The 12,093-nt window shown below is 68.4% G+C and carries 14 protein-coding genes; all 14 read left to right on the forward strand.

The features are described from left to right. Positions 1–174: 174 nt before the first annotated feature. Positions 175–1,200 (forward strand): KpsF/GutQ family sugar-phosphate isomerase, encoded by a 1,026-nt coding sequence (locus tag J7520_RS10000; protein ID WP_291187494.1) that lies wholly within the window; start codon positions 175–177, stop codon positions 1,198–1,200. Positions 1,201–1,330: 130 nt separating this feature from the next. Further along, positions 1,331–1,873 (forward strand): HAD hydrolase family protein, encoded by a 543-nt coding sequence (locus tag J7520_RS10005; protein WP_291187497.1) that lies wholly within the window; start codon positions 1,331–1,333, stop codon positions 1,871–1,873. A 13-nt stretch (positions 1,874–1,886) separates the two neighbouring features. Beyond that, a complete protein-coding gene (gene lptC / locus J7520_RS10010) occupies positions 1,887–2,462 on the forward strand; it encodes an LPS export ABC transporter periplasmic protein LptC (RefSeq protein ID WP_291187501.1) in 576 nt (191 codons plus the stop codon). After that, the gene (gene lptA / locus J7520_RS10015; RefSeq protein WP_291187503.1) at positions 2,422–3,066 is read left to right on the forward strand and encodes a lipopolysaccharide transport periplasmic protein LptA; all 645 of its coding nucleotides are present in this window, start codon (positions 2,422–2,424) and stop codon (positions 3,064–3,066) included. Before lptC ends, lptA begins: the two co-directional genes overlap by 41 nt. Then, on the forward strand, positions 3,066–3,785 hold the full coding sequence (lptB, locus tag J7520_RS10020) for an LPS export ABC transporter ATP-binding protein (RefSeq protein WP_291187506.1): 720 nt from the start codon (positions 3,066–3,068) through the stop codon (positions 3,783–3,785). Before lptA ends, lptB begins: the two co-directional genes overlap by 1 nt. A gap of 299 nt (positions 3,786–4,084) precedes the next feature. Then, complete coding sequence (locus tag J7520_RS10025; protein ID WP_291187509.1) at positions 4,085–5,509, forward strand: RNA polymerase factor sigma-54; 1,425 nt, start codon at positions 4,085–4,087, stop codon at positions 5,507–5,509. 164 nt (positions 5,510–5,673) lie between these two features. Further along, positions 5,674–5,994, forward strand: coding sequence for a ribosome-associated translation inhibitor RaiA (gene raiA, locus J7520_RS10030; protein WP_291187512.1), 321 nt, complete (start codon positions 5,674–5,676; stop codon positions 5,992–5,994). A gap of 35 nt (positions 5,995–6,029) precedes the next feature. Further along, positions 6,030–6,485 carry a PTS sugar transporter subunit IIA gene (locus tag J7520_RS10035; protein ID WP_291187515.1) on the forward strand — a complete coding sequence of 152 codons (456 nt, stop codon included), beginning with the start codon at positions 6,030–6,032 and terminating at the stop codon, positions 6,483–6,485. A 133-nt stretch (positions 6,486–6,618) separates the two neighbouring features. Then, complete coding sequence (gene hprK, locus J7520_RS10040) at positions 6,619–7,569, forward strand: HPr(Ser) kinase/phosphatase (protein WP_291187518.1); 951 nt, start codon at positions 6,619–6,621, stop codon at positions 7,567–7,569. Next, complete coding sequence (rapZ, locus tag J7520_RS10045) at positions 7,563–8,453, forward strand: RNase adapter RapZ (RefSeq protein WP_291187520.1); 891 nt, start codon at positions 7,563–7,565, stop codon at positions 8,451–8,453. The genes hprK and rapZ overlap by 7 nt, the downstream gene beginning before the upstream one ends. 133 nt (positions 8,454–8,586) lie before the next feature. Then, entirely contained in the window at positions 8,587–8,979 is a 393-nt protein-coding gene (locus tag J7520_RS10050) for a PTS fructose IIA subunit family protein (RefSeq protein WP_291187523.1), read from the forward strand. 109 nt (positions 8,980–9,088) lie between these two features. Continuing rightward, positions 9,089–9,358, forward strand: coding sequence for an HPr family phosphocarrier protein (locus J7520_RS10055; RefSeq protein WP_291187526.1), 270 nt, complete (start codon positions 9,089–9,091; stop codon positions 9,356–9,358). After that, the gene (ptsP, locus tag J7520_RS10060) at positions 9,355–11,094 is read left to right on the forward strand and encodes a phosphoenolpyruvate--protein phosphotransferase (RefSeq protein WP_291187529.1); all 1,740 of its coding nucleotides are present in this window, start codon (positions 9,355–9,357) and stop codon (positions 11,092–11,094) included. Before J7520_RS10055 ends, ptsP begins: the two co-directional genes overlap by 4 nt. Before the next feature lie 38 nt (positions 11,095–11,132). Beyond that, entirely contained in the window at positions 11,133–12,080 is a 948-nt protein-coding gene (locus tag J7520_RS10065) for a 2OG-Fe(II) oxygenase (RefSeq protein ID WP_291187532.1), read from the forward strand. Positions 12,081–12,093: the final 13 nt, after the last annotated feature.

Raw genomic sequence — 12,093 nt, forward strand, 5'->3', positions numbered from 1 at the left:
GCGACGATGGGGCCGCGACGTCCGTCTGGAGTCTGGGAAGCCAGGACCAACCGGGCCGGCGAAGCGGCTACAATGAGGCGGCGCATGGTACTCAAAATCCAACCCCAGCGCAGAAATCCCGACCTTTCGGACGCCTCCAGGACTTTCGCCAGGACGATTGCGCGCCTCACCACGATGAATGCCCAGATCCTCGCCGCCGTGCGCCCGCTGAACAATCCTCTGCTCGATGCCACCGCCCTGGTGCGCAGCGCGCAAGCCGTCGTCACGATCGAGGCCGAGGCGATCACCGCGCTGAAGGACCGCATCGACGCGAACTTCCTGCGCGCCTGCCAGCTGATGTTCGAGTGCCCGGGCCGTGTCGTCGTTTCCGGCATGGGCAAGTCCGGCCACATCGCGCGCAAGATCGCGGCGACGCTGGCCTCGACCGGCACGCCGTCGTTCTTCGTCCACCCGGCCGAGGCCAGCCACGGCGACCTCGGCATGATCACGCAGAAGGACGTCGTGCTGGCGCTGAGCAATTCCGGCGAAACCGACGAGCTGCTCGCGATCCTGCCGCTGATCAAGCGCCAGGGCATTCCGCTGATCGCGATGAGCGGCAATACCGGCTCCTCGCTGGCGCGCCTGGCCGACGTGCACCTGGACACCAGCGTGCCGGCCGAAGCCTGCCCGCTCGGCCTCGCGCCGACCTCCTCGACGACCGCCGCGCTGGTCATGGGCGACGCGCTGGCGATCGCGCTGCTCGAGGCGCGCGGCTTCACCGACGAGGATTTCGCACGCTCGCACCCGGCCGGCAGCCTCGGCCGCCAGCTGCTGCTGAAGATCGCCGACGTCATGCACACCGGCGTGCAGGTGCCGACGGTCGGCCCCGAGGTGAGCCTGACCGAAGCCCTGGTCGAGATGACGCGAAAAGGCCTCGGCATGACCGCGATCGTCGATCCCGCCGACCAGTCCCTGCTCGGCGTGTTCACCGACGGCGACCTGCGCCGCGCGGTCGACGACGACGACATCGACCTGCGCACGACGCCGGTCACGCGCCTGATGACGGCGAACCCGAAGACCATCGGCGCCGACAAGCTCGCCGTCGAAGCCGCCCAGCTGATGGAAGCGCACAAGATTCATGCCTTGTTGGTGGTAGATCCGGACAATCGCGTGGTCGGCGCATTGAACATCCACGATCTGCTGCGCGCGCGGGTGGTTTGAGAGCCGAGATTCGGGATTGGAGATCCGGGATTCGTTCGAAACGCGCGACGAATCCCCGAGAATTCTCACGCGAACGAAACGCGCCTTGTCGAATCCCCGATCCCCCCATCTCCAATTCCGGATTCATCCCGTGCTGCCAAACGACCTCCCCGCCGACATCCGCGAACGCGCCGCGCGCGTCAAACTGGCCGTGTTCGACGTCGACGGCGTACTCACCGACGGCAGCCTCTGGTACACCGCCGACGGGCACGAGATCAAAGCCTTCCACGTGCTCGACGGACTCGGCCTGAAGCGCCTGCTCGCCAACGGCGTCGAAGTGGCGGTGATCACCGCGCGGCTCAGCCACGTCGTCACCGAACGCATGGCCGAGCTCGGCGTCGCCCACGTCTACCAGGACCAGAAGGACAAGCGCGCCTGCCTGAATCGGCTGCTGCATGCGCTGCGGCTGGAGGCGGCCCAGGTCGCCTATACCGGCGACGACCTGCCCGATCTCGCCGCGATGCAGATCGCCGGCCTGTCGATCGCGGTCGCCAACGCGCACGCGTGGGTGCGCGAGCGGGCGCACTGGCGCACGCGCCTGGCCGGCGGCCACGGCGCGGCGCGCGAGGTCTGCGATCTGATCCTCGCCGCCCAGGGCAAGGCCGAGAGCGAACTCGCGTCGTTCCTGCGCTAGTCCCGACCCGCCCATGAGCCGCAACTATTGGCTGACCGTCGCCGTGCTCGTCGCGCTCGTGCTCGGCACCGAGTACCTGGTCTGGCTCAACCGCGACCGCACCAACGAGCAGACCTTCGCCGGTCCGCCGCGCTCGGACTACACGCTCGGCGACTTCACGCTCAACGCATTGAACGCCGAGGGCAAGCGCACCTTCCAGGTCAGCGGTCCGTTCCTCGCGCGGCGCGGCGAGGACGGCTCGATCTACGTGACCACGCCCGACTACGTGCTCGTCGACGGCAGCGGCAATCCCTGGCAGGGCAAGTCCGACTCGGCCTGGGTCAACAAGGACGGCACGGTGATGAAACTGCTCGGCCACGTCGAGATGCATCGCCAGGCGATCGGCAAGACCCAGGCGATGGATCTGGTCACCACCGACCTGACCACCTGGCCGAAGGACAAGAAGATGGAAACCGCGGCGCCGGCCACCATTTCGCAGGCGGGTTCTATACTCCGCGGCGTCGGCATGCGCGGCGACCTCAACGACAAGACCCTGGAGCTACTGTCCGATGTCCACTCGACGATCGAACCGAAGAATCGGCGCAAGTAAGCTGCTCGGCGCGGCCCTGTGCGCGCTCGCGCCGCTCGCGGCCGTGGCGCTCAGCACCGACCGCCAGCAGCCGATGGACATCAAGGCGAACTACTCCAAGATCGTGCAGGGCAACGAGAAGACGCCCGGCACGACCTTCCTGCGCGGCGACGTGCAGGTGGTGCAGGGCTCGATGAAGGCGCACGGCGCCGAAGCGACGATCTACCAGCATCCGAGCACCGCCAAGGACGCCAAAGGCAACGACATCTCCGGCGAGATCCAGCGCGTCGTGCTGGTCGGCAAGCAGGCGCATCTCGAGCAGCAGCAGGACAACGGCACCGGCGTGATGACCGCGGACGCCGACAAGATCGACTACAACAACGACACCAGCGTCGCCGTGCTGACCGGCAACGTGACCGTCGTGCAGCAAGGCCGCGGCACCTTCCACGGCGAGAAGATGACCTACAACACCAATACCGGCGAGATGGAGAGCGGCGACAGCTCGCCCGGCAATCGCGTGCACATGGTGATCCAGCCGAAGGCCAAACCGGCCGCCGACAAGCCGGCGCCGGACAAGCCGGCCGACGCCCAGCCGAAGAAAGTCGACACGGACGGCCAGCCCTGATGCTGAGCGCTTCGGGTCTGCGCAAGAGCTTTCGCGGTCGCGCCGTCGTGCGCGATTTCGAGTTCAACCTCGATCAGGGCGAGATCGTCGGCCTGCTCGGCCCGAACGGCGCCGGCAAGACGACCTGCTTCTACATGGTGGTCGGCCTGATCGCCGCCGACGCCGGCACGATCCGCATCGACGAGCAGGACGTCACCACGCTGCCGATGCACGCGCGCGCGCGACTGGGTGTCGGCTACCTGCCGCAGGAGGCGTCGGTGTTCCGCCGCCTCAGCGTGGTCGACAACATCCTGGCGATCCTCGAGCTGCGCGAAGACCTCGACGCGAACGGGCGGCAGAACGAACTGGAAAGCCTGCTCGACGACCTGCAGATCGGCCACATCGCCAACCAGAAAGGCGTCAGCCTGTCCGGCGGCGAACGGCGCCGCGTCGAGATCGCGCGCGCGCTGGCGGCCAAGCCGCGCTTCATGCTGCTCGACGAGCCGTTCGCCGGCATCGATCCGATATCCGTTCTCGACATCCAGCGCATCATCCGGCAATTGCGCGCGCGCGACATCGGCATCCTGATCACCGATCACAACGTGCGCGAGACGCTCGGCATCTGCGAGCGCGCCTACATCATGAGCGAAGGTGCCGTGCTCGCGCAGGGCGCGCCGGCCGACATCCTCGCCAACGAGCAGGTGCGCGAGGTGTATCTGGGGCGCGAGTTCCGGATGTAGTGAGGCCGGGAATCGGGAATCGAAGCAAGCCTGGATTGCCGTCGTTTCCGCTCCCGCAGGAATGACGGCAAGGGGATTGCCGCGCGGACACTTCCGCGACCCAGGCGATCGATCCTGCAGCGACCCGCCCGAGGATTCGGGCGACACGTCCGGCAAGCCGCATCCGACGTCGAACGCAGGGGCGCCCGCCCGCGTCTTCGAGCCCCCAATCACGATTCTCCAATTCCGCCGGTAGTCAACCTGCCCGGCGCCTCGCTTTGGCGCTAGGATGGACTCGTGACGTCCACCATGCCCCGGGAATGAAACCAGCGCTTCAATTCCGTCTCAGCCAATCGCTGGCGCTGACGCCGCAACTGCAACAGGCGATCCGTCTGCTGCAGCTGTCGCGGTTGGAGCTGGAGCTGGAACTCAACACCGCGCTGGAATCCAATCCTCTGCTCGACATGGAGACCGGCGAGGCGGTCGAAGCCGAGGAAGCCGGCAGCGGCGAGGAATCCCTGGAAGCGTCCACCGACGCCTCGACCGAAAGCTCGGACAATGCGGACAACGAGGAGCCGCCGCTCGACATCGAAGTCGAGCGCGACGAATACCGCAGCGCCGCCCCGGACGAGGACGGCATGGAGCCGCAGGACGCCGAAGCGCTGGACCTGCGCGACCACCTGCTCTGGCAGTTGAACCTGACCCCGATGTCGGCGCGCGATCGCGCGATCGCCGCGACGATCATCGAGGCGATCGACGACGACGGCTATCTCGGCGAGAACGACGAGTCGATCCGCACCGCGCTGGCTTCGCTGTACACGGTGAGCGCGGAGGAAATCGAGGCGGTGCGCCATCGCGTGCAGCTGTTCGATCCGGTCGGTGTCGCCAGCCGCTCGTTGAAGGACTGCCTCGCGGTACAGCTCGACGTGCTCGACCGTGCCACGCCCGGCCTCGCGCTGGCGCGCATCCTGGTCGCCGAACACCTGGAGGCGCTGGCGCGGCAGGATCGCGCGCGCCTGTGCCAGCGCCTGCACGTCGAGGAGGAAGCCTTCGACATCGCGCTGGCACTGATCCGCGGCCTGGCGCCGAAGCCGGGCGGCAACTTCGCCGGCGCGAACGCCGAGTACGTCGCGCCGGACGCGTACGCGCGCAAGGTCGGCGGCCGCTGGCAGGTCACGCTGGCGCCGGGCTGCCAGCCGCGCCTGGGCATCAACGAGCACTACGCCAGCCTGATCGCGAAGGCGCGGCGCGAGGACGCGAACTACCTCAAGGGCCAGCTGCAGGAGGCGCGCTGGCTGATCAAGTCGCTGAAGACGCGCGCGGAGACGATGCTGAAGGTCGCCACCTCGATCGTGCGCGCGCAGGAAGCATTCCTCGAATTCGGCGCCGAGGCGATGCGCCCGCTGGTGCTGAAGGACGTCGCCGAGGAGGTGGGCATGCACGAGTCGACGATCAGCCGCGTGACCACGCGCAAGTTCCTGCACACGCCGCGCGGCACCTTCGAGTTCAAGTATTTCTTCTCCAGCGGCGTCACCACCGTCGACGGCGGCGCCGCCTCGGCCACTGCGATTCAGGCCATGATCAAGAAGCTGATCGACGAGGAGCAGCCGGTGCGGCCGCTCTCGGATCAGACGCTGGCGACCGAACTCAATCGACGCGGAATTAACGTCGCCCGGCGTACCGTGGCCAAGTATCGGGAGGCAATGAACATCCCATCCTCGAACGATCGCAGCCGGCTCGGCTGAACGTCATGTCCGCATCCGCCCCATTTTTCCAACCCGCAGGAGGGAACGTCACCGGCCATCGACGGTCGGAGTCCTTGCAGGTCGCGGTCGCGTCGGATTCCCGGCGATGCCGGCGGCCTCACATCCGGGTCGGCACGGGCCGATCCCAACATGAGGAGTTCATCATGCAGATCAATGTCAAAGGTCATCAGGTCGAAGTCACCCCGGCGCTGCGCGACTACGCCAACGCCAAGTTCGAGCGCATCACGCGCCACTTCGACCACCTGCATGAGTTCACCATCGTCCTCGGCGTGGAGAAGCTGCTGCACAAGGCCGAGGCGACGATCCAGCTTTCCGGCAAGACCCTGCACGCGGACGCGACCGCCGCGGACATGTACGCAGCGCTCGACGCGCTGGTCGACAAGGTCGACGTGCAGGTGCGCAAGCACAAGGAAAAACTCACCGACCATCACGCCGACGCGGTGCGCTCGGCGCGTTACGGCTAAGCTATACGGGTTGCCCGCAGGACCCGCACCCGCCCATGCCCTTTCTTGATTTGCTGTCACCCGAGCGGGTGCGCACCGGCCTTGTCGCACGCGACAAGGCCGGCTTGATCGCCGAACTGTCCACTCTGCTCGCCGGCGGCGACGACGTCGCCGTCGTGCGCGAGGCCCTGGTCGCCCGCGAGCGCCTCGGCAGCACCGGACTCGGCCACGGCGTCGCCATTCCGCACGGCCGCAGCGCCGCGGTCGGCGAAGCCCGGGCCGCCTTCGTCCATCTGGCCGAGCCGATCGATTTCGGCGCCGTCGACCAGCAGCCGGTCGACCTCGTCGCCGCCCTGATCGTCCCGGCGCACTTCACCGACCAGCACCTGAAGCTGCTCGCCGAGCTCGCCGAGCTTTTCTCCAACCCGGCGGTCACCGACGCCCTGCGCGCCGCCGCCGACGCCGACACGCTGCACGAGGCCCTACGCAAGGGACTGCGCAGCGACGCCTGACCGGCCGCCGCGTCGTTGTGACGGGCGGCGCCAGTCCCCGTACACTCCTCCCTCAGATTCCGGCCAGTCGAGCGGTTGCCGTGCTTCTCCCGATTCCCGATTCCCGATTCCCGATTCCCGACTTCTCCACGGCATGGACCGCCTGACCGCGCGCCAATTGTTCGACTCCGTCGGCGAGCGCATGGCGCTGCGCTGGATCGCCGGCCTGCGCGGCGAGAACCGCGCGATCGAGACCGGCGGCAACCAGCCGCGGCGACCGTCGCTGGTCGGCTATCTCAACATCATCTATCCGAACAAGGTGCAGATCATCGGCACCGAGGAGCTCAACTACCTCGACGGCCTCGACTCGCGCCAGCGCTGGGAGACGGTCGAGAAGATCGTCGCCTACCAGCCGACCGCCCTGCTGGTCACCAAGGACCAGGCCATTCCTGCCGATCTGCGCAAGGCCGCCGAGGAAACCAACACGCCGCTCTGGCACAGCCCCAAGCGCGGCCACGAGCTGCTGACCTACCTGCAATACCAGCTCGCGCGCACGCTGGCGCAGCAGATCACCCTGCACGGCGTGCTGATGGAGGTCTATTCGATCGGCGTCCTGATCACCGGCGAGAGCGGCACCGGCAAGAGCGAGCTGGCGCTGGAACTGATCACGCGCGGCCACCGCCTGGTCGCCGACGACGCGCCCGAATTCACCCTGATCGCGCCGGACGTGATCGACGGCAACTGCCCGGAGATGCTGCGCGACCTGCTCGAGGTGCGCGGCCTGGGCGTGCTGAACGTGCGCGAGATGTTCGGTCAGACCGCGGTCAAACCCTCGAAATATCTGCGCCTGATCGTGCACCTGAAGCCGCAGAAGCTCGACGCGCCGGGCGACGCGATGACGCGCCTGACCGGCGATGTCGGCTATCGCGAAATCCTCGGCGTGCAGGTGCCGCAGATCGTGATTCCGGTCGCGCCCGGCCGCAACATCGCCGTGCTTGCGGAAGCGGCCGTGCGCAGCCATATGCTGAAGAGCAAGGGCTTCGACCCTGCACAGACGTTCATCGACCGCCAGGCGCACCAGATGCGCCGCTTGCCGCCATGGTAGACACCCCCGCCGACGCCGCGAACCCTACCGACCAGCTGATCATCGTCAGCGGCCTGTCCGGCTCGGGCAAGACCGTCGCGCTGCGCACGCTGGAGGATCTCGGCTACTACTGCGTCGACAACCTGCCGGCGGCGCTGATGCCCGCGTTCGTGCAGGCGCTGTCGCAGAACGCGGTCGGCCTGCGCCACCGGCTCGCGGTCGGCGTGGACGTGCGCAACCGCGCCGAGAACCTCAACCGCCTGCCGCAGATCCTGGCCGAACTGGCGCAGGCCGACATCGGCTACCGCCTGGTCTTCCTCGACACGCGCGACGACGTGCTGATCAAGCGCTATTCGGAAACGCGGCGCCGCCATCCGCTGTCCAGCGACGGCCTCGGCCTCGCCGACGCGATCGCCGAGGAGCGCCGCCTGCTGCGCCCGATGCTGGCGATCGCCGATCGCACGATCGACACCAGCGACCTCAACGTGCATCAGCTGCGCCGCCTGGTCATCACCGAGATGGGACTGACCGCCGGTGCGATGACCCTGCTGTTCGAGTCGTTCGCCTACCGTCGCGGCGTGCCGACCGACGCCGATTTCGTGTTCGACGCGCGCTGCCTGCCCAATCCGCACTGGGACGCCAAGCTGCGCCCGCTGTCGGGCAAGGACGCGCCGGTGCGCGAGTGGCTCGAAGGCAAGGCCGAGGTCGGCGAATTCCGCGACGACCTGATGCGTTTCCTCGACCGCTGGCTGCCGAGCTTCGAACACGACGGCCGCAGCTACGTGACGATCTGCCTCGGCTGCACCGGCGGCCGCCACCGCTCGGTCTACCTGTCCGAGCGCCTGGCCGAGCATTTCCGCCAGCGCTACGCGCAGGTGCTGACTTATCATCGGGAGTTGGAGTGATGGGTGCCGTGATTCGTGATTCGGGATTGGTGATTCGCAAGAGCGGGCGCGCGCGCCTGCCGGAGCGCGGTATCCGTTCGCGCTTTTCGCCGATCACCCATCCATCACCCACCACCGCGTGCGGAGCACGTCCGTGACCGTCGGCGTGCTCCTGATGACGCACGAGTCGATGGGCGCGGCCCTGGTCGGCGCGGCGCGGCACGTGCTCGGCCGCCTGCCGCTGCCGGTCGAGGTGCAGGAGGTCGCGCCGAACGACGATCCGGACACGATGCTGCGCGCCGCAGCGGCGAACGCGCGCGAGCTCGACCGCGGCGACGGGGTACTGGTGCTGTCGGACCTGTACGGCGCCACGCCGTGCAACATCGCGCGACGCCTGCCGGACCTCGGCGTACGCATGCACTGCGTGTCGGGGTTGAACCTGCCGATGCTGCTGCGGGTCCTGAACTATCCGGAGCAGTCGCTGGACGAGCTCGCGCAGACGGCGGCGAGCGGCGGCCGCGGAGGCATCGTCGTCGACAATCCATAGGGAAATCCGAAGACCGCCCGTGCGGCGGCCTCGCGGATTTCCTGCAAGCGTCCATCGCGCGAGCGGAACGTCGCGCTCACAACCCCTCAACAGCCACGAAAGGAACGCCATGCTCGAAAGGGAAATCACGATCAGCAACAAGCTCGGCCTGCATGCGCGCGCCTCGGCCAAGCTCGTGCAGGTGCTGCACGGCTTCCAGGCCGCGGCCTTCATCGCCTGCCGCGGCAAGGAGGTCAACGCCAAGAGCATCATGGGCGTGATGATGCTCGCCGCCGGGCTCGGCACGCCGATCACCCTGCGCACCGACGGGGCCGACGAGGAAGCCGCGATGGCGGCGATGGTGGACCTGTTCGAGCGCAAGTTCGACGAGGGTCAATGAGGCTCGTCCTGACCGGAACCGGCGCATCGCGCGGCATGGCGCTCGGCCGCGCGCGCCTCGAACACCCCAGCCGCTACCTGGTCGACGAACGACCGCTCGAAGAATCCGAAGTCGACGCCGAAGCCGAACGCCTGTACCGCGCGATCGCGATCGCGCGCGACGAACTGCAGGCCCTGCGCGAGAAACTGCACGGCGCGCTCGCGCGCGAAGTCGCCGAGTTCATCGACGCGCACAGCCTGATGCTGGCCGACCGCGAACTCACCAGCGGCCTGTTCGAGCTGATCCGCGTCGGCCGCTACCGCGCCAGCGCCGCGCTGAAGATGCAGCGCGATCGCCTCGTCGCGGTGTTCGAAGCGATGGACGATCCCTACCTGCGCAGCCGCAAGGAGGACATCGACCACGTCATCGGCCGCGTGCAGGCCGGCCTCGCGCGCGAGTCGAGCGTGGAGGAACGCAAGCTCGCCGCGCGCGTCGGCGAGATCCTGGTCAGCGACACGGTGGCGCCGTCGGAGCTGGTGCCGCTGGCCGAGCACGGCGTGCTCGGCGTGGTGCTGTCCTCGGGAAGCCAGGTCTCGCACAGCGCGATCCTGGCGCGCTCGCTGCACCTGCCGATGATCGTCGCCGCGCACCAGGCGCTGTCGCACATCCAGGACGACGACCTCGTGCTGATCGACGGCGAGCGTGGCGAGATCGTCGTGCATCCGGCGGCGCAGGACCTGGCGCGCTTCCGCGCCTGGCAGCGCGAGCTGGCGCAGAAGGGCAAGCGCCTGGCCCTGCTGCGCGACGCCGACACGCGCACGCTCGACGGCACGCCGATCTCGCTGTACGCGAACGCGGAATCGCCGGCCGACGTGGCGCAGGCGCGCACGCTCGGCGCCGCCGGCGTCGGCCTGTACCGCACCGAATTCCTGTTCCTGCAGCGCAAGGAAATCCCGAGCGAGGACGAGCAGTTCCTGGCCTATCGCGACCTCGTGCTCGGCATGGGCGGCCTGCCGGTGACGATCCGCACGCTCGATCTCGGCGCCGACAAGGCCGACGCCAGCGGGCTGGTGATGGACGACGAGGAAAACCCGGCGCTCGGCGTGCGCGGCGTGCGGCTGACCCTGCGCCATCCGCAGATCCTCGCCGTGCAGCTGCGCGCGATCCTGCGCGCCTCCGGCTACGGACCGGTGCGCATCCTGGTGCCGATGGTCTCGACCGTCGAGGAAATGACCAGCGTGCGCCGCCTGCTCAAGGAATGCGCGCGAGATCTTCGCTCGGCCGGCCACGAGATCGCCGAGCACATCGAACTCGGCGCGATGATCGAGGTGCCGGCGGCCGCGATCGCGCTCGGCGGCATGATCAAGTCGCTCGACTTCGTCGCGATCGGCACCAACGACCTGATCCAGTACACGCTGGCGGTCGATCGCAACAACGACCACCTGGCCAATCTGTACGACCCGCTGCACCCGGCCGTGCTGAAGCTGCTCGCGCAGACGATCGCCACCGCGCAGCGCGCGAAGCGGCGCGTCACGCTGTGCGGCGAGATGGCCGGCGACCGCCGCTACACCGCCCTGCTGCTCGCGCTCGGCCTGACCGACTTCAGCATGCACCCGGGTCTGTTGCTGGAAGTGCGCGAGACGGTCAACGCGCTCCATCGCGAGCCGCTGCGCGCGCAGGCGACCGCACTGCTGCGCGCGCCGACGCGCGCGCGCATCGAGCGCGTCGTGGAAAACCTCAAGAAGGCCGTCGGCTGACGCGCTGCGGCGCGGTGCGCATGGCATCATGCGCGCCCATGAACGCCTCCGACCTCTCCCGCTTCATCGACCCGCGCGTGCTCGCCGAGCCGGATCGCCACGCCGCCGCATTCGCGCAGGCCGAGCCGTTCCGCCACCTCGTCGTCGACGACTTCCTCGCCGCCGACTACGCCGCCGACCTGCTGGCCCAGTTCCCGCCGTTCGAACGCGGCAACGCGCGCAACGAGGCCGGCGAACTCGGCGGCAAGTCGACCGTCGAACGCGTGCGCGAACTCGGCGCGCCGTACGCGGCGCTCGACGATCTGATCCAGTCGCGCGCGTTCCTCGACCTGGTCGGCCGCCTCACCGGCATTCCCGACCTGCTCTACGATCCGTTCTATTTCGGCGGCGGCACGCACGAGAACCGCGAGGGCCAGGATCTCGATCCGCACGTCGACTTCAACCGTCATCCGGTCGAGCGCTGGCACCGCCGGCTGAACCTGATCGTCTACCTCAACCGCGAATGGCAGGACGATTGGGGCGGCTCGCTGGAACTGCACTCCGATCCGCGCGCGGCGGACGACCGCATCAGCCTGGTCACGCCGCTGTACAACCGCTGCGTGATCTTCGAGACGACCGAATGGAGCTGGCACGGCTTCAGCCGCATCACGCTGCCGGAATCGCGCAAGCAGCTGACGCGCAAGTCGATCGCGCTGTACTTCTACACGCGTGAACGGCCGGCCGAAGAACTCGCCGGCACGCACTCGACGATCTACGTCGACCGCCCGCTGCCGCCGCATCTGCGCGCCGGCACGACGCTGACCGAGGCCGACGTCGAGACCTTGCGCGTGCTGCTGGCGCGCCGCGACCAGCACAACCAGCGGCTCTACCGCGACATCGGCGAACTGACGCAGCAGCTCGAGCAGTCGCAGGCCGCGTTGAGCAGCGGGCGGCTCGGGCGGCTGCGCTACTTCCTCGCGCGCGCGCTCGCGCGGCTGCGCAATTGACCTGCAGCCGGCC

This window comes from Dokdonella sp. (assembly GCF_017744955.1).
In the GTDB taxonomy this organism is placed as follows: domain Bacteria; phylum Pseudomonadota; class Gammaproteobacteria; order Xanthomonadales; family Rhodanobacteraceae; genus Dokdonella_A.